We start from the raw sequence: 21,978 nt of genomic DNA on the forward strand, positions 1-21,978 counted from the left end.
AAGAGACTCTTAATTGTTTTATTTTGTACTTATCTCAACAAGAAGCGATCCTGCGATTTCAGAGTTAAGGATAACAGTCTGAATTCAGGCTTTCGTCAAGTTGGATTGAGGTGAGAGCTTGGTCAACTTTCGCGAGATTGGGTGCGCCAGCGTTTAAGGGCATAGTTGATGTGGTTTGCATCAAAGCGGTCCTCAGCCCAGTTTTTGGCGAAGCTTGCGGTGTTGCTTTCGGGCAGTTCGTTCGCCGAGAGTTCATGGAACCTGATCCGGGTTGGGAAGTTTACGCCCTCACCAACAACAATTGCTTCCTGATTTCGAAGAGAAGGAAGCGATTTCAAAAGGCTGGATGATGACTGTGGCAATGTGCGTTGTACAAACATTTGATCACGCTCGTTACTCATCCGTAGCGAAAACATCGTATTACACTGCGATAGGATGGTTTCAGAAAGTTCGGATGGTCTTTGGGTGATCAACCCCAGTGAAACACCGTATTTACGGCCTTCCTTGGCAATTTGCTCAAGAGCTTTGCGCGTCGGGGCAAAGCCTGAATTTTTATCATACGGCACATAACGGTGGGCTTCTTCGCAAACAACGAGAATGGGGATAGGGTCATGCCTGTGTCCCCACACTGCGAGATCAAACATGGTCCGACATAGAAGGGATACCATGACATCCACAACTTCGGACGGCACACCGGACAAATCGAAAATTGAAACCGGCTTGCCATCATTAGGAATACGCATGAGCTGAGAGAGGATATAGCTCATGTTATCGCGTAGGGCGACGTTCCCGAACATAAAGGCATAACGACGATCCCCACGAAGGTTTTCCAAGCGGTTTTTTAGGCGTTGAAAGGGCGCGAGTTGTTCTGGCTTACCGAGTTGTCCCATCATTTCATCAATGCGGTGAACCAGATCAGATAGTTTATAGGGAACAGGGGTATCAACAGTCAGAGTATTGGCATCTGGTCCCTGTTCCCCCCAGTTCAGTTTGGCGGTCAAGATAGCGTCTTTAAGAATACCAGCCTCAATATTGCGCGCTGTTGGTTCTTTACTACAGAAAATTTCAACAGACTCTTCAAAATTTAAAAGCCAGTAGGGAAGACGCAATGATTCAGGGCTAAGAGATTCTGCCTTGTCCTTGAAGGCAGCTGAATATTCATTGTGTGGATCAATCAGAATGATATGACCGCAAGGGTGGCTATCAAGGATGGATTTCAGGATCACCGTCAAAGAACAGGATTTCCCGCTACCCGTCGTGCCAAGGATGGCAAAGTGTTTGCCCAAAAGCGCATCGGTCATGATATAGGCGGGAAGTTTCTGTTCTTGAGACAGGGCGCCGACAGTAAAACAAGGCTTGTCTGGGCGGGCATAAATTTCCGCAAGTTCATTCGTTTGGACGGGTTCGACCTCTGCCCCCAGTACAGGAAAGCGGGAAACGCCACGCTGAAAACCCGGCAGCTCGCCTTTGTCTGGATTGGTCAGTTTTTCCCCCAGAAGATCAATGGACATCACCTTGACGTCATTGGGGCTTGGCGGGTGGGAAGGTTGGGGAATTTCCATGTCGCTGATCAAACCGAAGGCAATCGCCGTCTCTGACTGGATTCTGATCATATCGCCGATTGTTGGTAGATCGACGTCGGGTGCAACCGAGGCCGATAAACTGTCGCCGCTGATAGATGTGACATAACCGATGGTGTTTGTGGACACGGGTAAAATTCCCTCAAGAAAAACCTAACTATTTCAATATTAGCGTGGAAAAGTTTACAGGGGATTTAAGGGGGAGCTATAGGAGCAAATGTTCCATATTTTACTTTGTCTTTTATACGTGGGAGCGCGCATCCCCATTATTTTACTGCTGCAACCCCGCTATGATGCAGAGATAGATTGCGCATTCCTGCTTTAGGGCTTATCTTCCGCACGATTATTGATAGGCATGAAGTTAATGGCTGATTTAAAACATATTCGAAACTTTTCAATTGTTGCGCACATCGACCACGGGAAATCGACCCTGGCGGATCGGTTGATTCAACATTGTGGCGCGCTGAGTGATCGTGAAATGCAGGACCAGGTTCTGGATAACATGGAACTTGAGCGCGAGCGTGGCATCACTATTAAGGCCCAGACTGTACGTCTGAACTACAAGGCCAAAGATGGCGAGGTCTATCAGCTCAATCTAATTGATACTCCGGGCCATGTAGATTTTACCTACGAGGTCAGTCGTTCGCTTGCGGCCTGTGAAGGGTCGTTGTTACTGGTCGATGCATCACAGGGTGTCGAAGCCCAGACCCTGGCGAATGTGTATCTGGCGATTGATAATGATCATGATATCATCCCTGTGCTCAACAAGATCGATTTGCCTGCGGCGGAACCTGACCGTGTGCGCGAACAGATCGAAGAAGTTATCGGCATCGACGCGACGGATGCGCTAACCGTTTCCGGGAAAACTGGCGAAGGTATCGAAGCTGTTCTGGATGCCATTGTCGAAAAGTTGCCAGCCCCAATTGGTGATCCCGACGATAAGCTGAAAGCATTGCTGGTTGATAGCTGGTACGATAGCTATCTCGGCGTGATTACGCTGGTGCGTGTGGTTGATGGTGTGATCAAACCGGGCATGAAAATCCGTATGATGGGAACCGGCACCACGCATCTTGTGGATGCGGTTGGTGCTTTCTCACCAAAACTGACCAAGCTCAAAGAACTTCGCGCTGGTGAAATCGGCTATATCACGGCGGGTATCAAACAGATTACCGATACCAAAGTAGGGGATACCATTACAGACGAAAAGAATCTTGCCGTTGAACCGTTGGCTGGTTTTAAGCCTTCTGTGCCTGTGGTGTTCTGTGGTCTCTTCCCGATTGATGCTAATGATTACGAAATGCTGCGTGATAGCCTTGGCAAGCTGGCGTTGAATGATGCATCGTTCCATTTCGAGCCAGAATCTTCTGCCGCACTTGGTTTTGGGTTCCGTTGTGGTTTCCTTGGTCTTCTCCATCTTGAGATTATTCAAGAGCGTCTGGAACGCGAATTTAACCTAGACCTCATCACGACGGCACCAAGTGTGGTTTACAAAATCCACATGACGGACGGTTCATTGATGGAATTGCACAACCCGGCAGACTTCCCGGATGTGGTTAAGATTGATCATATTGAAGAGCCGTGGATCAAAGCAAATATTCTGGTGCCAGATGATTATCTGGGACAGGTGTTGAAGCTTTGCGAAGATCGCCGTGGTATTCAGCAAGAACTGACCTATGTGGGCAGTCGTGCGATGATAGTTTACAAGCTACCGTTGAACGAAGTTGTATTCGATTTTTATGATCGTCTGAAATCCATTTCCCGTGGCTATGCCAGCTTTGATTATTCCATTGAGGGCTATGAAGAAAACGAATTGGTGAAGGTTTCCATTTTGGTGAACTCAGAGCCTGTGGATTCTCTCTCGATTATCGTGCACCGTTCTCAGGCTGAGCCACGCGGCCGTATTCTTTGTGAACGTCTGAAAAGCCTTATCCCGCGTCAGTTGTTTAAAATTGCTGTTCAGGCGGCAATTGGTGGCAAGATCGTCGCGCGTGAGACCATTTCAGCCATGCGTAAAGATGTGACCGCAAAGTGTTACGGCGGCGATGTTTCGCGTAAGCGTAAGCTTCTGGAAAAACAGAAAGCAGGTAAGAAGCGCATGCGTCAGGTCGGGAATGTTGAAATCCCGCAGACGGCCTTCCTCGCGGCGCTCAAGATGGGTGACGATTAAGGTCTTCGCTTTAAAGTGCTGTTATAAATAAAGCTCCGGACGATTTTTCCTGCTTTTAGCAGATTATCGGGCGGAGCTTTTTTTATGTACCTTCTTTTGGGCTGGACTTTTTTTAACGACGTCTTCTTCTACTGCTGCTTTTGAATAAATAGCTGGGTATAAAAAAGATCACAGCGGCGACAAGGCCGACAACAAGGGTCGGGACAAAGAGCAAGGGTGAGAACACGTCATCCCAAAGCCATAACCCGATATAGCGTTCGGTAACCGCCTGCAGTAGATTGAGCGAACCGGGGTGCACCGCAAACCAGTTTTCCCCCAACAGCGAGAGCTGAAAGCTACCTTGTTCCATCAAGGGGAAAAGATCAAAGGCGAGTGAGGCAAGAGCAATTGCCAGAAAGACCCAGCCAAGTATCCGTAGGACGAATGTCATACTTTTCCTATTCCAATAAAATTTCAGCTCTAATGATGCTGTTTCTAATGCCAGCATACAGCTTAACAGCATAAGGGCGAGTAAAGAAATTTTGTCTGTCAAAATCAAGACTTAACAGCTTCAATGTGGCTTCAAGAAATGGTGTGCTTATCTGGTGCAAAAAATGGTTGCATCCTCTGCCCATACCCATTAAGTTCCGCCTCGCACCCAAGGGTGCCCTATAATGCTGGAGAGGTGGCCGAGTGGCTGAAGGCGCACGCCTGGAAAGTGTGTATACGTTAACGCGTATCGAGGGTTCGAATCCCTCTCTCTCCGCCATTATACTTTTACTCCACCTGAAATTAATTCTAAATTTTTGCCTTGAATAGTTTTACTATTCATAAACGTGTGCCAAAGCGTTTATTGAGATTGAGTTTTTTGTAAGGCTTTAACTCAATTATATTAAGTGTTTTGCCAATGAAATTGAATTGCAGGTAGCTAGGTGTTGGGTTCATAATTTCCGTTCTCAAAAATGTGAAATGTGTTGTGTTTTCGAAGAAATCACTTGAAAATCTAGTAGTATTTTAATCGTCAACACCAAATAATAAGAAAAAACACCTATCGATTGTGTAAATGCTTGAAATTAACCTAATTTTCTGAAAACCTTGAGACAACCTATGGTGTTATTGTCCGGCATAGGGCAATACAATTGAATGGAAAAAGATGTCTCAAATTTCAGGGTTATTAGAAAGCTTGGATTCAGAAATTGCCAACGGGAATTGCGGAGTGATGGAATTTATTGATGATCTCCAAATGTTCCATGACCGACGATCAGATGAAGAGGTGGTCGGATTAGATGAGAAGCTAAAAGCTGCGGAAAGAGATGATCAAGTTCCAGATGCTCAGATAAAAAAAGAGCTATTTCACAAACTTCTCAGTAGGCTACAGCATTATCCTTCTGCTCAGAAATTGTTCGCTTATTTTCTTGCTAGGATTAATGATGTTTTTGAGAATCACATATCGCCACATGTACACGAGCTTAGTCGTAGAGAGATTGATATAATTATTGATCAACAGATAGTGATTCCAACCATTAAAGACATGGGAGATGGTTTTCAGCACTTCACTCTAACTCATGCTCATGTTCGTGGCATGATATATTGGCTTGCTGATCGCTGTTTCGTTAGGTGGCACTGAATGTTCTCTCTTACTTACACTTCTGCTTATGATCCTTATCATGCTGTTTTTCGGTACATTGCATTACTGAAAGCTTCAGAGGAGAAATATATGGCTGCACGAACGCTTCGAGTAGCGGATTTCTTCTTATGCTTTCCATGGAAAGTTGAAGAACTTAGAGCGCCAAGAGGAGTTGCTGGTTTTACTAAACAACGCAATTTACTACTCAAACGTTATCAACCAACTGTGTACGATGTATTACCAGACCCCAGAGTAGTGTTTGAAAGAATGGAGTCAATGCAACTAACGGCGATAAGCGCGATGCTTGGCGCAAAACTTATTAAGTGTGAAGAAAGTGGAACTGAAGATACTTATTTGCAAGAAAGTCATGTCAGTAAAGCATTAGCGAATACTGTGGATGGGTTTATTTTTGAGCATAATGAATTGTTTATGTTTCTGACTCGATACCTCACACAAATCAGCATTTTTGGGGATGGTGGGATATTCTCACGGTCCGGTCTTGGGGAATATCGATATGACATTATTTAACCCTAATCTCCAAGTTCAAGCATTAACTGTATTTGCTCGTGGTACTCGGGTGTTTGATGAAAAATTTCATTCAGGTCTTAATATTATTAGAGGTGAAAATAGCTCGGGAAAATCCACCATTATGGATTTTTTGTTCTTTGCGCTTGGTGGTGACTTGTTAGAACATCAATGGCGTGAAACAGCTTTATTATGCGATACGGTGTTTGTTGGTGTTAAGCTGAACGGTTCGGACATAACGCTGCGTCGCAGTATAGAACCAAAATCTTCACGTCCTATGCAAATATATTTTGGCCCAATTGAAGGAGCTTTAGAAAAGTCAGAAGATGGCTGGGAAAGCTATTCTTTTAGAAGGGGCAAGGCAGAAAGCTTTTCTCAAGTTATGTTCCGCCTTCTTGGTTTCCCCGAAGTTCAATACGGAGAGGCAAACACAAAGATTACAATAAACCAAATCCTTCGGTTAGTGTATTCCGATCAATTAAGCTCTGTTGAAAAGATACTTAGAAATCAGTCTTTTGACGATGCAATAACTCGAGAGACTGTTGGTAATCTGCTGTTGGGTGCATTTGATGATCAGTATTATGAAGCACGCTTAAGGCTTCGTGCTGCTGACTCTGAGGTGAAAGAAGTTATTACCCGCATCAACTTTCTTACTAGGACACACGCACGCGATGGACATCCGCTTACGAGTGAATGGTTATCACAAGAAGCTAAACGGCTCGTTGATGAATTGGATAAATTGAATAATGAAATAACGACGTTAGAAGAAAAAATATTCAATGCGCAATTTGATGACCGGCTTACTCTAAATGATCAAAACGAAACATATGCTCGAGTCAAAGAACTTCAGGAGAAATTGGGTAAATTAATAGAAGAGCGCGATGAATTAGAAATTCAAATTGCTGATTCTGATGCTTTTATTATTTCATTAAATAGGAAATTAGAAGCACTACAACAATCGAAAGTTATAGTCGATGAATTGAATACATTGGAATTTGATTTCTGCCCATCATGTTTAGCTCCTGTTTCCAAAGAGCAGGTCGAAGGTGCCTGCACGTTATGCAAGCAAGCTTCTGATTCTGAACATACAAAAGAAAGATCTTTAAGATTAATAAATGAATATGCTCGTCAGAAGCAAAACTCTTTCGATCTTCAGGGAATTAGAAAAAACAGTTTGATGCGATTAAATTCGGAAATTGTGAAAACTCATGAGCTCTGGGAGCAAGCTAGTCGCCATTATAGTGTATCTCTACGGAGTCCTACTACTGAACTTAGATCTCGTCTAAGAAAACTAAATCGTGATGCTGGATATGCACAAAGAGAATTAGAAGAGCTAGCCAGTCGAAAAGCAATAATTACAGAACTGCAAGAAGCGAGAGAACAACGAGATAATTTGAATTCAGAAATAGAAAAACTGAAAGCGCAGATCAATTTTTCAGAGCGTCGGAGTCAAGAGCAAATTATAAAAGCTCGTAAGAAAGTAGAGGAATGTTGTTTGGAATTCCTTCATCAAGATCTTGAGAGACAATCTACGTTTGTAGATGCCAATCGTGTCAATTTTGAGTTTGATGGTGATCGTATAAGCGTTAATGATGAATCATATTTTTCTGCGAGTTCTATGGTCTATTTACGCAATAGTTTTTTTGCCAGTTTAGCTCTCGCTTCTGCAAATGATAAAAGCTTCTATCATCCACGTTTCCTCTTGATGGATACTGTGGAAGATAAGGGGCTGGAACCAGAGCGCAGCAAGAATTTTCAACGACTTCTGCATGAAAAATGCTCAACAGCTAAATCAGATATGCAAATCATTATTGCGACCTCTATGATAGCAGAAGAGCTTAATACTCCTGAAATTACAGTTGGAGAATATTTCACACATACAAATCGCACTTTGAAATTTATAGGCTAGAAATTAGGTGGGCAAATAGTGGGAACTAAAAAGTCGATTTGGAAAACGGAACATTTTTGGAATCGGCTACTGAATTGGCAAATGGTTCGTGGCTTTGGGCAAAGTGCTCCGGCAACTCTGACAATGGCGACTCCGTTTATAGGGTATGCGATTTTGTACCATGCTGAGATTGAGATATGGCTTGGGTCTCTGGGCGGTCTTCTTGATAAAGGAAATCTACTAAATGATTGTGATCAATTAATCTCGTTTCCAATGAGGTTGAATCTTTTGTACTGCGGAATACTTCTTCTCGGAATAGGTACAATTGTATATCGTCTGTTTGCTCCTGTTGAAATCAAAACGACTCGTTCAATAGCTGATTACGTGATGGCAAATATTGACCTCGTAACAGCCAGAAATCTACGCTCAATGTTCATTACGATCAAATCACGTAGACCAGATGCAGTGGACTCACTTTTACGGCGGGCTCCATGGTTAGAGCGAGACAAATCTTTAAAAACAGCTTCTGACGCCCTAAAACAAGACGAAGATAACCAAATTAGAATTGATGTGCTTCGGAGTTACTATAGTGCACTTGATAGAAATACAGGTAGAACTGCTGTTAAGATAGTAACAGTCTTCTTCGTATTAGGTTTCATATTGCTATCAATACCAGGAGTTGCTTTCACTGCACGGGTTATGTGTACAATTTCTTACGATCTAGGAAGTGGCTTTTCTGAGCAACAATAGTAGTGGTTTTCTTGATTTGAAAAGTGATCTTCGAGTGATTATGACGATAAAGGGACTAACTTTTAATTATCTCTTGATGTGTGTAAGAAAAGAAGCCTAAAAAAACCGTTACACCCCCCGCCCCATAGAATAAAACTCGTCATTGGGGCGCATTGAAGTGAAATTTGCCATACGGTTGCTTAGGCCGAAGAGGGCGGTTATGGCGGCGATGTCCCAGATATCTTCCTCTGTGAAGCCGTGAGCTTGAAGCTTTTCAAAATCCTCGTCGTTGGTTGACTGGGCATCGTTGGATACCTTGAGGGCAAAATCCAGCATCGCCATTTCTCTTGGGGAGATATCGGCCTTGCGATAGTTGGTGGCGATCTGGTCGGCAATAAGGGAATTCTTTGCCCGAATACGAAGAACCGCGCCATGGGCGACAACACAGTAGTGGCAGGCATTGTCGCTGGAGGTTGCAACGATGATCATTTCTCGGTCAGCTTGGCTCAGGTTGCTCTCTTTATTCATCAAGGCATCATGATAGGCAAAGAAGGCGCGGAATTCTTCTGGTCGGTGGGCAAGCACTAGAAACACATTGGGAATAAAGCCTGCTTTTTCCTGAACGGCTAAAATCTTCTCTTTGATATCATCTGGCAGCGCATTCAGTTCTGGCACGGGATAGCGGCTTATCGGGCGAGAGGACATTTATCTGTTTCCTTATTGAGTTGTGCTTTATCGGTTGCGCGCCTGTTTTGCTTTGAGAGGAGACCAGTCGCGACCATAGGCGTAAAAATGGAAATAAATCTCGGGCATTTTATTCTTGAAGATATATTTGGCGAATGTAAGGAATATACAAAAAGTAGTGGGTGAAAAAATATTACACGCTTTAGTGTCGAATTTAGAAGGAAATAGATTTAATGAAGTTAAAATTATCACACCTGTTTATGCTGTCCTTCGTGTCATTATTTGCTCCTTATTCGGTTTATGCCAGTGAAGATAATACCATTGCTATTATACAAGATATTGAACTTGAAAACCTTTCTTTAAAGAGCACGGCATCAGAAATTGAAGCCTTTATCGCATCCTATCCTTCGTTGCAATGTCAGCGCGTTGATGTGCCGGAAAGAAAGAGTAAGGTTAAGTCTCGCCCGCCGAAACCTAGACAGCAAAGTTGGAACTGTATGTATTCTGAGCAAATAAAATCCCAAATTTTGAATGTTCGCATGTCTGATGGTGTTATTACGTTATTAAGTTATCAAAAGAGAGATCAGGAACCTGCCTTTTTTGAAGAAGCGAAAGCTTATATTGGTAGTGTGAACAAGAAACTAAAAGAATCTGGGCTCGTTGAAACTCAAACGAATTCCCCGAGTTTTATGACGTATGATGCAAAGGATATCGAAGGCGGGTCTGCACCTGTTTTTATACAGCATCTTAATGCGCGACAAAAAGCGATGTGTGATGATTTGCATGTTACCTATAGCGTGTCCTTGAACACGAATAAAATACCATCACAGAGTGTGTACGCAGTTGGTATGAATTTGGAACGCAGCGGTCACCCAATAGACTGTAAATTCACAAAATAAGAAAATTAGGTCAAAGTTTTCTTGGGGATAATTCTCTTCATGGATTACACCATATGATAACACCTACACGCTGCCACTAATCATCGTCATGAGATAGGTGGCGGCGTGTGGGCATGTTTGTTGGTCAAGAAATGGCGAGTTTAAATCATCATATCCGTCGATTAAGATCGGGTAAAAAACCACCGTTATTAAGACTATCTATCTGATTAATCTCTGAAGTTTTCGAACTGCAGTGGCTGTTCGATGTTCAGTTCCTTGATCATGGTGATCGCGCCTTGAAGGTCGTCGCGTTTTTTGCCTGTGATGCGGACTTCATCACCTTGAACGGCGGCCTGAACCTTTAGCTTGGATTGCTTGACGGCGGTGGTGATTTTTTTGGCCAGTTCGCGGTCGATGCCCTGTTTAAGCGTTACCTGTTGGCGCACCATGTTGCCCGATGCGGCTTCTTCCTTGCCAAAGTCCAATGCGGCGGCGTCGATACCGCGACGGGTAACGTGACCTTTCAGGAGTTCCTGCATCTGTGTCAGCTTTAAATTATCGTCGGCAAGAATGGTGATGATCTCGCCCTCGATTGTGATTTCACAGCTAGAGCCTTTGAAGTCATAGCGCTGGGTGACTTCCCGACGCACACCATCAAGCGCATTGTTGACTTCTGGCATATCGGTTTTTGAGACGATATCAAATGATGGCATCGTGAATTCTTCCTTATGTAATAATGTACTGTAAATACTGTGATCTATCGTATCTTTAGCCATTAGGGGCGGACAAAGTTACCCCCCGTACCGACGGTATGTTAAGACTGCTAAGCAGAATAGCCGAACTGTACGAGGGTTAAAATATAAAAGTCTTCGCTGTAACAGCCTTGATCGGTTGCTAGATAACGGCCCGAACTGAGGAAAGGAAGCTGTTCACTTCGGTATTGAGGACTTCGCCCTGTTTGGAAAGTTCTGCAGAGGCCGTTAATACATCTTTCGATGCATTACCTGTCTCAACAGCGCCTTGAGTTACCTTTTGGATATTGCTGGTTACTTCGGTGGTTCCGGCTGAAGCTTCATCGACGTTGCGGGCGATTTCTCGTGTCGCGGCGCCCTGTTCTTCGATGGCGGCGGAAATGGCGGTGAAGCTTTGGTTAATTTGCTCAATAACCGATTTGATTTTATCAACGGCAGCGACGGCATTGTTGGTGGCATCCTGTACACCTGAAATTTGCTGTGCGATTTCTTCGGTTGCTTTGGCTGATTGATTGGCGAGGTTCTTAACCTCTGATGCGACGACGGCGAAGCCTTTGCCTGCTTCACCGGCACGTGCAGCTTCGATGGTTGCGTTGAGGGCAAGAAGGTTGGTTTGCTCGGCAATATCTTTGATCAGGTGCATCACTTCACCAATTTTTTGTGATGAATCCGATAGCGTAGAAATCATGGTGGCAGTTGCCTGTGCTTCTTTGACGGCCTCAATAGATACGCCAGAGGATTGCAGAACCTGCTGGTTGATTTCATTGATAGCACCAGATAGCTGATCAGCGGCCGAGGCAACTGTCTGAACGTTAACGGATGCTTCTTCGGCAGCAGCAGCAACCACTGTGGCCTGTTCACTCGTTTGGCTGGCCGTACTGGTCATTGTTTCTGATGTGGCATTGAGCTCTGTCGAAGCAGAGGAGACCGTGGATACAATTGATCCCATAGAGTTTTGGAATTGATCAATAATATCAGAGAAAGTGGTGACCTTGTTCTCCATTGAATCCATGGCTTCGTTAATTGTTCGGCTGGCAACGCCGAAGGACCCGACCATGCCTTTTTCGGCAATGCGTCGATAGTATTTATTGTGACTGGCGTATTCCAACGAGGCGGTAGCTTCGCGCATAAAAGCATCGGTGCGGTCAATCATAAGATTAATCGCGTTCATAACTTCGGCGGTCTTACCTTTTGATTTTATGTTGGTAATTCTTGCTTCAAAATCACCGTTGGAAACGGCGGTGCAAACATCTAATATTTGTTGCAACTCTTTGTCTGAACACTTTCCAAACATACCGTTACCCCGCTTTCCGCATGATATTTGCTATAAATTCGTCATAAGCCAGTCCTTGATCTTGTAAAACACTGGCTAGTTTTTTATAGGAATTTTCTAACCCGGTCTTTCGATCTGACCTTTGTTCGATTGTTAGAAGTTCCTGGTATAGGGGGATAATTATTTTATCTAAAATAGATCTATCCGGTACCCGTCGGTTGGAATGATATCCTGTAATTTTTCCTTGGGCATTTCTGCTGGGCGTAACGTGAGCAATGACCCAGTAATGATCACCGTTTTTGGCTCTGTTTTTGACGTAAGCGAAAATCTCTTGCCCATTCTGAAGGGTATCCCACAGGAGCTTGAAAACTGATCGCGGCATATCGGGGTGGCGGATCAGGCTGTGAGGTTGACCGAGTACTTCCTGTTCCTTGTAATCGGCAATGGCTAAAAAAGTTTGATTAGCATAGGTGATACGACCTTTCAGGTCAGTTTTGCTGACGATTAAGTCATTGTCGGCAAAAAAACGTTCCTTGTTTGTAATGGGTAAATTCTTCATTTGGACCTCGGCAAGGGGTGGTAAAAATAGAGTAAGATCCAGTCGTACAGCGAGCACTAAAATGAACGATTCGGTACGTTCAAATTTCCTGGTTTAACGCACTTAGGTTTTGGTACTGCACATGTTAATTTTTTATGAAAAAGAAGATGAAATTTCATATTATTTTTTCTGCAAAAGATGCATGTAAGATATTGTTTTATCTTAATGTTATGCGTTTTCTCATTATGCTCGCCCTGTTTTATAGGGAGGAGCATCAGCTACACCAAGTCTTTTGATTGAATCAGGTGAATGTTATGATGGGGATCTTGATGTCTTTGCCGAAAAGCGAACAACTTGTGTTCTGGTTAGTTACTGCCCGGTGAATTATTTATAGCTGATGGTAAGCCGCGTGGATTTGAATACGATTTAAAGGAAGAGTTCCTTCAGCCCCTGCAAAAGAAAACTTCCCAAAAAAATGGCCGACCGTATTTATTTATAAACCTGTCGCTTTTTATTGGAGGGCGTTGCCCTCCAATAAAGTTCAGCATATACGTAAACAAGCGGGAAAAGATGGCTTAAACCCTAATAAGTGGGTTTCAAATGTTGAGCAAGTTACCCGTAAAGTTATCGGACGTGAAACTGTGGATTATGTAGCCAACATCACCAAGTACTTCAGCGCCGACAGATTGGCGTTTGATTACCATGTTCTTGATTTGGCTGAGGATTAAGCATTGGATCGCTCAGTGCCATCCTATTCAGTAAAACCGAAGTGGTTCGCTTTGTGATCCGGCTTGAAATACGGTTTAGTCGTTAAGGACTTTTGGCCAGTTATTATCGCCCTTATGGATATTTCCCGGGACATCCTTTTCCCATCTTTTTTGAATATCTTTGCTATAGTTTAGATAGAGTTTATTATCGACTATTTTCCAGGCAAAGGGATCTGTCGAAGCTGTATCTCCTTGTGCCACGGCCCATGCACAATAACCACCATACTGAGGCGCAAAGGCTTCTGGCGTTGCAACGAAGCTTTCCAGATTTTCCTTACTCGAAAAATACCAAGTTGCCCCCATCCACTCTGTTTTGTGATCTTTAGAACCTTCAACTGGCTTGCCTGCTTTAAAGTAGGCAACGGGGTCATAGCCATTGATAGCAAGGGAAGAAATAAAGCTGGTGTAAACAGGGTCTTGTGCAGCGAATGAGGTCGTTGGGACAGTTGCCCAGCTACTCGCAATTCCAATAGCTGCGAGCTTTGTAAAGTGACGTCTGTTCATAGAACGCGAGTAGGTCATTCTTCTCTCCTTTAATCTTTGCCTAACAAGATAAGCAGCAAGAAGATAAAGTGCATATCACATTCTGTTGAGATTGTGGTTTTTGAGCTGTGGGCAGCTACTCGGACATTTTTTTTGCCGGTTTATTTGGTGAGCTATTTAACGGAAAAGAGAATTTAATCAGGTTCGTCTTTGTACAGTCTGGCCAGACTTGATTTAATGTCCCCGGATTAGGATTTAGCAGAAAGATTTCGAATGACTTCCAAAAGAACACGGCTTCGGGAACTCGGGATAAAAGTTGGCGCATTGCCAATTGGTCCTTGGAATGCAATCACGGATGTGCCGGGCATCGAGGTTGGGCACGCAACAGTACAAGACGATACGCCATTGGTGCTTCGTACAGGTGTTACCGCAATTCTTCCGTTGGGAAAAAATAAACTCTGGAGTCATGGTGTCTTTGCCGGATCAAGTGTTTTTAACGGCTATGGTGAAATGACGGGCCGTGGTTGGTTGGAAGAAGCAGGCCAACTGTCATCACCAATTCTTTTGACGTCCTATTATGGCGTGGGGGCTGTTCATCGGGGTATCAATCAACTTTGTGATGACAAGGATACGCATAGTGGGACGCATCCTATTGTTGCTGAAACCTGGGATGGTTGGTTGAGTGACCCGAATGCTTTTGCGTTGACGACAGAGCATGTCGCCCAAGCGATGAAGGATACGCAGGCTGGTCCGGTGAAAGAGGGCTGTGTCGGCGGGGGAACAGGAATGGTTTGCCACGATTTCAAAGCGGGGATTGGAACGTCTTCTCGACAGGTGAGTGTTCTGGGGGAAACCTATACCGTTGGCGTGTTGGTACAGGCCAATTATGGAGACCGTAAAGATTTTCGTATCAATGGCGTTCCTGTTGGGGCGCAGATTACGGAGGAAGAAGTACCTGTGCCAGATCGAAAACGGGTTCCTCATGTAGAAGATGGATCAATTATCATTATTGTTGCGACCGACGCGCCTTTGTCATCGAAACAGTGTGACCGACTGGCCCGTAGGGCAACCTTGGGACTTGGGCGTACAGGTGGATTTGGTCATAATGGAAGTGGTGATTATACGATTGCTTTCTCCACAGGGAATATCCTGCGGTTGCGCGAAGAGGGAATGCATGAGCACTTAAAAATTGTGCCTGAGAAGGATATCAATCCTCTTTTCCATGGTGTGGTTGAAGCCACCGAAGAAGCCATCGTAAATTCACTTTGTATGGCGGTAACGACACATGGATATAAAGGGCGTGTGGTACATGAGCTTCCATTAGAGCGTGTGGTAGATATGTTAAGATAACGTCTGTTTCTTAAGTATATGGTTAAAAAGGATATTTATCGAAATAAGGTCATCAAAAATCAGTAAAACTGTCATTATTAATTGATATCGGTTCTCACGATGAAAAAGCAAATTTTTTGATTACATTGTGAGAGTGTTATGATTACCGCTATTAAATCCCGAATTGATATCAAACTGATTTTTGCGTTGATAACAGTATTGGTCCCCCTTATGGCGGGGCTGCTCTTTGGGTTTGAGCTTCTGATGAAAAATATGATGCAAAAAGAAGAAGCCCGGACCCAGCTTTTGCGGGAAATGAATCAAATGTTGCGGGCAGAAATTACTGATCTGCAAACACGGTATCTTTCTATCGGGACCCACCTTGAAGTTAATGCCTCTAAAGAAATAGAGAATTGGGCTCTTTCTCAAGGGGCAAGTGTAATCATTCATGATGGCCGGAACGGTATAAAGGCCCGTTATAAAAAAAGAAACCAGCGCAGGGACCTGTCCAAAAATGGTTTTTTTGTGCTCGATGAGGGATCGGGGAAACCTTCGGTATCTCTTGGTGTGTTTGCAGGCGGGAAGTATCAGGACAAGGTAAAGGAATTTCGTTTTGATAAACTTGTTCTTCCAGACATTGAGCGAGAAGTGGGAAGGATTTCCCGTGAAAATTCTGGTGATGATGCTTTAGGGCAAAAAGTTTTGTCTCTCAAAGGCATACTGGCTGACGCGACGTTAGAAGCAGAACAAAAACGTATCGCAATACTTCAACATGTTGATGTCATTCGTGAAAAGGATGAAGAGGTGAAGGCCTTTGCGGATCTGGCTCTTATAATTTCAATCAGCCTTGGCGGTGTGGCTGTTGTGCTCATCCTTGGTGTAATCTTTGGTATAAATCGTAGTCTGGTGACACGATCATTGGTCCGGTTACAGGCCGCAGCGCGTGAAGTTGCGGATGGTGGAAATGTTCAGTTACGGGAAGCAAGACGTATTGATGAAATAGGTTCTCTTGCTCGCGGGGTCGAACGTTTCCAGCAGGCAAGGGATGAAGCTGCTGTCTTGCGAGAAGAAAACGAGAGAGAGCGTTTACGCAATCAAAAAGCTGTCGAAGACAGGCTTGTTACTGTGGCATCTCAGCTTGAAAGTGGCATGAATTCCAGTGTGAAAAGCGTCACCTTGCATGCGGATGATTTAGCGATCATGTCTGATCAGCTACAAAATTTTGCAACCAATACCAACCAACAGGCTGGTGAGACGATTGAGTTGGCAGACATTAATGCCAAAATGGCCGGCGAAATCAGAGAACTCTCAGAAGATCTTGTTTCATGTAGCTCAGAAATGTCAGAAGCCGTTGATCAGCAGATTAAGCTGACGTCTTTGGCTACGAAAGATACCAAAGAGGCACATTCTACTGTTGAGGACCTGTACGAAACGGCTAATCAGGTGGAAGAAATTATTGAGATGATTCAGAAAATTGCTGGTCAAACGCATTTACTGGCTTTGAACGCAACCATTGAAGCTTCTCGGGCCGGGGTTGCTGGGGCTGGTTTTGCTGTTGTTGCTGAAGAAGTAAAAAAGCTGTCTGCGGAAACCTCACAAGCTACAGATGCCATTGCGGTCAGGGTGAAATCTATCCGGGATGTATCTGAACAGGCAGCGAAAGGTATTACCACCATCGAAGGGCGTATCAATCAGGTGGATCAATCAATGCGTGGTCTGGTGCAGCTGTTTGAAGCTCAGTCAAATGCATCTACCGGGATTGCCCGTTTTGTGAAAGATTCTGTAGAAAATGCGAACAAGGTTTCTGGAAGTACAGCAGCCATGCGGGATGCGTCGCGAACCACAGGTGATGCAACTGATAAGTTGATGAAAACATCTGATATGATTAAGTCAGCGTTGGGCCATATGCAAAATGATCTAAGGCTGATTTTAAATGCTGCGTCATCGCCTGTTTAGGGATTTGCAGATGATGAATTCAACTTAATGTAGAATGGTTCCTCGCCGTCATATATCCTCTCTAAATAAATATGAAATTTAGGGAGCGATATCATGGATCTCAAATTGGGACCGATTTTGAATCTGAGAGCGACGGAAGAGGACTTTTGGGATCTATCTATATTGGTTGTGTCAAAGACACCAACCTCTGACTTGACCTTCAGGTTGGAAAAAGGGGAATGTATCTCTCGTTCAACTTTATATCAAACCAAAGGTTTTATTGCGTCGCGATTTGATGTCCGTGTGGCACGTGAAAAAGAAGCCGTAGGGGTGAAGTATTTCCTTGGGTTTGATTTTTGGATATTCAATGTTCCGGGCCGGGACACTGATCCCCAAATGACTTTTCTTTCCTGTAATGGCTTTTCTGCCCCGAGTGAAATCAAAAAAGTGGATGACAAAAATGCGATGTGGAAGGCTTTGCTCTTCCAGCACAGGATAATGCCTTATAATTTGATGATTATGGGCGGGGATCAGGTCTATGCAGATGAAATATGGGAACGGTGTTCCGAGATTAAAAAGTGGGTTGAGCTACCGCGTAGCAAGCGACGGGAACGCAAGTTTACAAGTCTGATGCGGGATCAGGTTGATCGCTTTTATTTTGACCTTTATTGCCAGCGCTGGAAACAACCCGTTGTGGCTGAAGCGCTTGCCTCTATCCCTACGATCATGATGTGGGATGACCATGACATCTTCGATGGTTGGGGGTCCTATGCCGCCGAAGATCAGGAGTGTGAGGTCTATCAGGGAATTTTTAACATAGCGCGGAAATATTTTGCTCTGTTCCAGCAGCAGCTTTCGATACCAGAAGATGAAAAACATCCATCTGCTTTACCGACCAAGGGGTTTTCAACAGCCCTAAGGGTTGGGAATTATCTCGTTTTATCACTGGATACGCGGACGGAAAGAACACAAAAACAAGTACTTTCCCGGGAAAGTTGGGATTTGATTTGGCATCATCTAGACGATTTGCTGCCAGTCAATGAGGGCGGACCAAAGCATCTGCTTTTTGTATCGCCAGTGCCTGTTGTTCACGCAGACTTTGGATCTATAGAAAATTTGATGGGTTGGCTGCCCGGTGAACAGGAACTTGAAGACGATTTAAGGGATCATTGGCAGAGCCCAAATCATCGGGCTGAACGCTTGCGGATGATCCATAGATTACTTGGACTTATGTCAGATAAATCCTGCCGCGTGACCATTCTGTCCGGCGATGTTCACGTTGCCTGTCTGGGGGTAATCGAAAGCGAACGCGGCGCACCTGCACATGGTCGATCAAAGGTTATCAATCAGCTCACCGCGTCTGGAATTGTTCATCCTGCGCCGCCCAAACTAATGGGGTGGTTGTTGACGCAATTGAGTGATGAAGTCGAGCCGATTGAACAGGGCATTACAGCACGAATGATGGAATTACCAACCCAGCGGAAAAAATATATACTCGCCCGAAATTTCCTGAGTTTAGAGCCGGATAGGGAAAATCGCTTGTGGGCAAATTGGTATGTCGAAGGTCTGGACACACCTGTTACTAAGGTAATCCACGCGATTGAGTGATATCAGCCCGAAATTCCCTATTCAGGAAAATCCGGACTCAGGAAATTTCGGGCTCAAAAATCTAATGGATACAGTCAGCCTTACACAATGCGTGTGACGTATTCTTCGATCATGGGGTGTGCTGGACGTTTCTGGTAGCCCTTTTCCGTAATACCGCGAAGGATGAAATCTGCTGTTGTCCGGTTACAGGCCACAGGTGTTTCATAGAGAGTTGAGATTCTGATCAAAGCTTTGACGTCAACATCATGTGGTTGGGGCGTCATAGGGTCGACGAGAAAGAACAGAGCGTCCAGTTCATCGTTTGAAATAAGTGCACCAATTTGTAGGTCACCACCAAGCGGCCCGCTTTTGAACGCGGTTATATCATGTTCTGGGAGGTTTTCAGCCAACAGACGGCCGGTGGTTCCGGTGGCAACAATGCGAAACTCTTTTAGCTGTTCTTGATTTTCGTCGGCCCATTCCAGAAGCACAGGCTTCATGCGGTCATGGGCAACCATTGCAATCGTACGTTTGGGACTATTAGCAGAACTGCTGGACATTATTATCTCCTTGTTGGGTCGGCATAATATCGCGTTAATAGAGGCCATTGTCCAAGGAATTTTGTGAAGATATCAGCCAATCTCGTACACGCTCTGCCTGGGGGCTTAATGGTTTGTGGTTTGGCCATAAAACCCAAAAATCCCCACCAAAATGGACTGGTTTGTCATCCAGCTTTACCAAAAGACCATGTTCAACCAAATGATCGACCAGATGCCACCAGCCAAGGGCAACACCACCGCCGGCCAACGCAGCTTGGATAACAAGGGCATAATCGTTCAGGCGTAATCCTTCGCCATAATCTTTCCAGACCAAGTCCTTGGCTTGAAACCAGTTATGCCAGTTTGGCCGATCCCGGTAGGGTTCTTCCAGATAGATAAGTCGTCGTTTTGAAAGCTCAATGGCGTCTTTTGGGTGACCGTTCTCGGCAAGATATCGGGGGCTGGCAACCGGATAGACTTCTTCACTGGCGATCTGAATGGCATCATGACCGGGCCAGTTGCCTATGCCGCGTCGTATGCCCAGTGGAATTCCTTCTATTGCTGGGTCTATATCCTTGTCGGTCGTTTGCAATCGGAGATCAATCTCTGGGTTCTTAGCTCGGAGAGTCCCCAACCTTGGTACGATCCAATAGTTGGCAAAGGCTGTAGAGCAAGAAAGCGTTATGCTGCCTTCGCTATCCGAGCGAGAGAGTTCTTCGGCAGAACGGTGTATATGACCAAGCCCCATGGTGACGTCGTTGTGAAAGCGTTTACCCGCATTTGTCAGTTCAACGGAACGATGTCCTCGGTAAAAGAGCTGCACATTCAACGCACTTTCTAGCTGTTTGATGGCGTAGCTTATTGCCGCCTGACTAACGTTAAGTTCTTCTGCTGCTCGGGCGAAGGATAAATGTCTGCCCGCCGCTTCAAAAGAGAAGAGGGATGCTGGGGATTGGATAAGTGATTTTAATTTTCGCATAAATTAAACTTAGCCTAAGAATAAGATTTTTAGCCAGTCACAACTATATTGCATAAGTATAGCATATGCCTATTCCTATTATTCTCGTAAGAAAGTAAGGCAATGGAACAGTCGGTTGATCGTGTAGATAGTAATGAACATCGGGTGGGAAGAGCCCGAAATCGTGGTCGTGCAGCGAGACAAGCAAGTCGTATGGATGGGGCAGGACAAAATTTACACCTGCAGACTCCTTTTATAAAACGTAACATTCCAACTTATGATCTTCTTGACGAAGAAAACCTGATCAAGATTGAGAAAGCTGCTGATACCATTCTGGCAGAGATAGGTATTGAGTTCCGTGAAGACCCTGAGACTGTGGAACTATTTCGAAAAGCTGGCGGGCAGGTTACAGATATTTCTGCGGAAGCCTGGAATATCAAATTCGAATCGGGAATGATTCGGGAACTTCTTAAGACAGCGCCTGAGCGTTTTACACAGCACGCAAGAAATCCTGCGCAATCTGTTGAAATCGGCGGGGATGCTATGGTTTTCGCCCCGGCCTATGGCTCGCCCTTTGTGATGGATATGGATAAGGGACGCCGTTATGGAACTCTTGATGATTTCGAAAACTTTGTAAAGTTGGCGCAATCTAGTCCATGGCTGCACCATTCCGGCGGAACAATTTGTGAGCCGACGGATATTCCGGTTAACAAGCGTCATCTGGATATGGTTTACGCCCATATCCGTTATTCAGATCGCCCGTTTCTGGGGTCTATCACGGCCCCTGAGCGTGCAGAAGATAGCATTGAAATGTGTCGCATTCTTTTTGGCTCCGAGTTTGTTGATAAGAACTGTGTGATCATGGGGAACTTTAATTCTACTTCACCCTTGGTTTGGGACGGTATTTCTACCCAGGGCATTCGTGCTTACGCTGCGGCAGGGCAAGGCTCTATCCACTTGCCTTTCTTGCTTGGCGGTGCGGTTTGCCCGGTAACAATGCCGGGGGCTGTTGCGCAAGGCTTGGCTGAATCCATGGTTGGCTGCGCCTTGACCCAGCTTGTCAGGCCGGGTGCGCCCGCCATTCTGGCATCGTTTTTGTCGTCCATGTCTCTCCGGTCTGGCAGCCCGACTTTTGGAACGCCTGAACCTGCGTTGGGGAGTTTGGTTATGGGACAGTTGGCGCGGCGATTAAAACTACCCCTGCGTTGTGCAGGCAATTTTGCGACGTCAAAAGTACCGGATGGTCAGGGGATGGTTCAAGCCATGATGTCGATGATGTCCGCAGTGCAAGGTGGCGTGAATTATGTTTTGCATTCCGCAGGATTTCTGGATGGTTTGCTTTCAATGTCTTATGAGAAGTTCATTATGGACACCGATCTTTGCGGGGCATTACACGCTTATCTCAAAGGCCTTGAAATCAATGACGATACTTTGGGAATCTCTTCTTTGCGTGAAGGTGGGCCGGGACAACATATGTTTGGTACGGCGCATACGCTTTCTCATTATGAAACGGCATACTGGGATAGCGAACTTAATGATGATCAGCCTTTCGAAAGCTGGAGCGAGCAGGGCGGGGATGACGCCATGATCCGTGCTAATCGCAGATGGAAAAAGATATTGGCAGATTATCAAGCACCGCATTTGGCCGCAGATACAGACGAAGCCCTGCTTAATTTTATGAATCGACGGAAAACTGAAACGAAAGATGCTTGGTATTAGAACCGTCTTTGTTCGTTAGATAAGGGTTAAGAAGATTGGTG

20 protein-coding genes and 1 tRNA gene are annotated in these 21,978 nt (G+C 44.9%); 12 read left to right on the forward strand and 9 right to left on the reverse strand.

Going from position 1 to position 21,978, the window contains the following annotated elements; genetic code table 11:
- Positions 1–122: 122 nt before the first annotated feature.
- The gene (locus ACN0W5_RS02340; protein WP_417452647.1) at positions 123–1,709 is read right to left on the reverse strand and encodes an ATP-binding protein; all 1,587 of its coding nucleotides are present in this window, start codon (positions 1,707–1,709) and stop codon (positions 123–125) included.
- A gap of 235 nt (positions 1,710–1,944) precedes the next feature.
- Between ACN0W5_RS02340 and lepA the strand changes: the two genes are divergently transcribed.
- Complete coding sequence (gene lepA / locus ACN0W5_RS02345) at positions 1,945–3,747, forward strand: translation elongation factor 4 (RefSeq protein ID WP_047762587.1); 1,803 nt, start codon at positions 1,945–1,947, stop codon at positions 3,745–3,747.
- A gap of 112 nt (positions 3,748–3,859) precedes the next feature.
- Here lepA and ACN0W5_RS02350 read toward each other — a convergent pair whose 3' ends face one another.
- Positions 3,860–4,177: a hypothetical protein gene (locus ACN0W5_RS02350; RefSeq protein WP_417452648.1), complete on the reverse strand. Its 318-nt coding sequence runs from the start codon at positions 4,175–4,177 to the stop codon at positions 3,860–3,862.
- A 228-nt stretch (positions 4,178–4,405) separates the two neighbouring features.
- Here ACN0W5_RS02350 and ACN0W5_RS02355 point away from each other — a divergent pair.
- The 5 genes from ACN0W5_RS02355 to ACN0W5_RS02375 all read left to right on the forward strand — a co-directional run bounded on the left by ACN0W5_RS02355 (position 4,406) and on the right by ACN0W5_RS02375 (position 8,516).
- Positions 4,406–4,495, forward strand: a tRNA-Ser gene (locus tag ACN0W5_RS02355).
- Positions 4,496–4,879: 384 nt separating this feature from the next.
- Positions 4,880–5,353, forward strand: a complete 474-nt coding sequence (locus ACN0W5_RS02360; RefSeq protein ID WP_417452649.1) for an ABC-three component system protein — start codon at positions 4,880–4,882, stop codon at positions 5,351–5,353.
- Complete coding sequence (locus ACN0W5_RS02365) at positions 5,354–5,881, forward strand: ABC-three component system middle component 5 (protein WP_417452650.1); 528 nt, start codon at positions 5,354–5,356, stop codon at positions 5,879–5,881.
- On the forward strand, positions 5,868–7,787 hold the full coding sequence (locus ACN0W5_RS02370; protein WP_417452651.1) for an AAA family ATPase: 1,920 nt from the start codon (positions 5,868–5,870) through the stop codon (positions 7,785–7,787). The genes ACN0W5_RS02365 and ACN0W5_RS02370 overlap by 14 nt, the downstream gene beginning before the upstream one ends.
- Before the next feature lie 18 nt (positions 7,788–7,805).
- Positions 7,806–8,516, forward strand: a complete 711-nt coding sequence (locus ACN0W5_RS02375; protein ID WP_417452652.1) for a hypothetical protein — start codon at positions 7,806–7,808, stop codon at positions 8,514–8,516.
- A 108-nt stretch (positions 8,517–8,624) separates the two neighbouring features.
- Here the strand turns inward: ACN0W5_RS02375 and ACN0W5_RS02380 are convergent, their stop codons facing one another.
- Positions 8,625–9,200 carry a peroxidase-related enzyme gene (locus ACN0W5_RS02380; RefSeq protein WP_417452653.1) on the reverse strand — a complete coding sequence of 192 codons (576 nt, stop codon included), beginning with the start codon at positions 9,198–9,200 and terminating at the stop codon, positions 8,625–8,627.
- A gap of 212 nt (positions 9,201–9,412) precedes the next feature.
- Here ACN0W5_RS02380 and ACN0W5_RS02385 point away from each other — a divergent pair, with 212 nt between their 5' ends.
- On the forward strand, positions 9,413–10,078 hold the full coding sequence (locus ACN0W5_RS02385; protein ID WP_417452654.1) for a hypothetical protein: 666 nt from the start codon (positions 9,413–9,415) through the stop codon (positions 10,076–10,078).
- 206 nt (positions 10,079–10,284) lie between these two features.
- Here ACN0W5_RS02385 and ACN0W5_RS02390 read toward each other — a convergent pair whose 3' ends face one another.
- The 3 genes from ACN0W5_RS02390 to ACN0W5_RS02400 form a co-directional block, all read right to left on the reverse strand.
- A complete protein-coding gene (locus ACN0W5_RS02390; RefSeq protein ID WP_417452655.1) occupies positions 10,285–10,770 on the reverse strand; it encodes a YajQ family cyclic di-GMP-binding protein in 486 nt (161 codons plus the stop codon).
- Between the two features lie 181 nt (positions 10,771–10,951).
- On the reverse strand, positions 10,952–12,103 hold the full coding sequence (locus ACN0W5_RS02395; protein WP_417452656.1) for a methyl-accepting chemotaxis protein: 1,152 nt from the start codon (positions 12,101–12,103) through the stop codon (positions 10,952–10,954).
- Positions 12,104–12,107: 4 nt separating this feature from the next.
- Entirely contained in the window at positions 12,108–12,641 is a 534-nt protein-coding gene (locus ACN0W5_RS02400) for a PAS domain-containing protein (RefSeq protein WP_417452657.1), read from the reverse strand.
- 503 nt (positions 12,642–13,144) lie between these two features.
- On the opposite strand from ACN0W5_RS02400, the gene ACN0W5_RS02405 reads away from it, so the two are divergent.
- Complete coding sequence (locus ACN0W5_RS02405) at positions 13,145–13,348, forward strand: hypothetical protein (protein WP_417452658.1); 204 nt, start codon at positions 13,145–13,147, stop codon at positions 13,346–13,348.
- Between the two features lie 75 nt (positions 13,349–13,423).
- Here ACN0W5_RS02405 and ACN0W5_RS02410 read toward each other — a convergent pair whose 3' ends face one another.
- Complete coding sequence (locus ACN0W5_RS02410; RefSeq protein WP_417452659.1) at positions 13,424–13,909, reverse strand: YHS domain-containing (seleno)protein; 486 nt, start codon at positions 13,907–13,909, stop codon at positions 13,424–13,426.
- Positions 13,910–14,143: 234 nt separating this feature from the next.
- Here ACN0W5_RS02410 and ACN0W5_RS02415 point away from each other — a divergent pair, with 234 nt between their 5' ends.
- The 3 genes from ACN0W5_RS02415 to ACN0W5_RS02425 all read left to right on the forward strand — a co-directional run bounded on the left by ACN0W5_RS02415 (position 14,144) and on the right by ACN0W5_RS02425 (position 18,742).
- A complete protein-coding gene (locus tag ACN0W5_RS02415) occupies positions 14,144–15,220 on the forward strand; it encodes a P1 family peptidase (RefSeq protein ID WP_417452660.1) in 1,077 nt (358 codons plus the stop codon).
- A 138-nt stretch (positions 15,221–15,358) separates the two neighbouring features.
- The gene (locus tag ACN0W5_RS02420; protein WP_417452661.1) at positions 15,359–17,155 is read left to right on the forward strand and encodes a methyl-accepting chemotaxis protein; all 1,797 of its coding nucleotides are present in this window, start codon (positions 15,359–15,361) and stop codon (positions 17,153–17,155) included.
- A gap of 93 nt (positions 17,156–17,248) precedes the next feature.
- Positions 17,249–18,742, forward strand: coding sequence for an alkaline phosphatase D family protein (locus ACN0W5_RS02425; RefSeq protein ID WP_417452662.1), 1,494 nt, complete (start codon positions 17,249–17,251; stop codon positions 18,740–18,742).
- Positions 18,743–18,822: 80 nt separating this feature from the next.
- On the opposite strand, the gene ACN0W5_RS02430 is transcribed toward ACN0W5_RS02425, so the two are convergent.
- Positions 18,823–19,281, reverse strand: a complete 459-nt coding sequence (locus ACN0W5_RS02430) for a methylglyoxal synthase (protein ID WP_417452663.1) — start codon at positions 19,279–19,281, stop codon at positions 18,823–18,825.
- Positions 19,282–19,315: 34 nt separating this feature from the next.
- Positions 19,316–20,239, reverse strand: coding sequence for a LysR substrate-binding domain-containing protein (locus ACN0W5_RS02435; protein ID WP_417452664.1), 924 nt, complete (start codon positions 20,237–20,239; stop codon positions 19,316–19,318).
- A 102-nt stretch (positions 20,240–20,341) separates the two neighbouring features.
- Between ACN0W5_RS02435 and ACN0W5_RS02440 the strand changes: the two genes are divergently transcribed.
- Positions 20,342–21,937 carry a trimethylamine methyltransferase family protein gene (locus ACN0W5_RS02440; protein WP_417452665.1) on the forward strand — a complete coding sequence of 532 codons (1,596 nt, stop codon included), beginning with the start codon at positions 20,342–20,344 and terminating at the stop codon, positions 21,935–21,937.
- Positions 21,938–21,978 lie beyond the last annotated feature (41 nt).

Source organism: Kiloniella sp., from assembly GCF_048270245.1.
Taxonomy (GTDB): domain Bacteria; phylum Pseudomonadota; class Alphaproteobacteria; order Kiloniellales; family Kiloniellaceae; genus Kiloniella.

Coding starts and splice junctions, on each gene's coding strand:
- lepA (WP_047762587.1), top strand. CDS start 1,945: ATGGCTGATTTAAAACATATTCGAAACTTTTCAATTGTTGCGCACATC.
- ACN0W5_RS02350 (WP_417452648.1), bottom strand. CDS start 4,177: ATGACATTCGTCCTACGGATACTTGGCTGGGTCTTTCTGGCAATTGCT.
- ACN0W5_RS02360 (WP_417452649.1), top strand. CDS start 4,880: ATGTCTCAAATTTCAGGGTTATTAGAAAGCTTGGATTCAGAAATTGCC.
- ACN0W5_RS02425 (WP_417452662.1), top strand. CDS start 17,249: ATGGATCTCAAATTGGGACCGATTTTGAATCTGAGAGCGACGGAAGAG.
- ACN0W5_RS02440 (WP_417452665.1), top strand. CDS start 20,342: ATGGAACAGTCGGTTGATCGTGTAGATAGTAATGAACATCGGGTGGGA.
- ACN0W5_RS02385 (WP_417452654.1), top strand. CDS start 9,413: ATGAAGTTAAAATTATCACACCTGTTTATGCTGTCCTTCGTGTCATTA.
- ACN0W5_RS02370 (WP_417452651.1), top strand. CDS start 5,868: ATGACATTATTTAACCCTAATCTCCAAGTTCAAGCATTAACTGTATTT.
- ACN0W5_RS02365 (WP_417452650.1), top strand. CDS start 5,354: ATGTTCTCTCTTACTTACACTTCTGCTTATGATCCTTATCATGCTGTT.
- ACN0W5_RS02420 (WP_417452661.1), top strand. CDS start 15,359: ATGATTACCGCTATTAAATCCCGAATTGATATCAAACTGATTTTTGCG.
- ACN0W5_RS02410 (WP_417452659.1), bottom strand. CDS start 13,909: ATGACCTACTCGCGTTCTATGAACAGACGTCACTTTACAAAGCTCGCA.
- ACN0W5_RS02430 (WP_417452663.1), bottom strand. CDS start 19,281: ATGTCCAGCAGTTCTGCTAATAGTCCCAAACGTACGATTGCAATGGTT.
- ACN0W5_RS02435 (WP_417452664.1), bottom strand. CDS start 20,239: ATGCGAAAATTAAAATCACTTATCCAATCCCCAGCATCCCTCTTCTCT.
- ACN0W5_RS02390 (WP_417452655.1), bottom strand. CDS start 10,770: ATGCCATCATTTGATATCGTCTCAAAAACCGATATGCCAGAAGTCAAC.
- ACN0W5_RS02400 (WP_417452657.1), bottom strand. CDS start 12,641: ATGAAGAATTTACCCATTACAAACAAGGAACGTTTTTTTGCCGACAAT.
- ACN0W5_RS02395 (WP_417452656.1), bottom strand. CDS start 12,103: ATGTTTGGAAAGTGTTCAGACAAAGAGTTGCAACAAATATTAGATGTT.
- ACN0W5_RS02415 (WP_417452660.1), top strand. CDS start 14,144: ATGACTTCCAAAAGAACACGGCTTCGGGAACTCGGGATAAAAGTTGGC.
- ACN0W5_RS02380 (WP_417452653.1), bottom strand. CDS start 9,200: ATGTCCTCTCGCCCGATAAGCCGCTATCCCGTGCCAGAACTGAATGCG.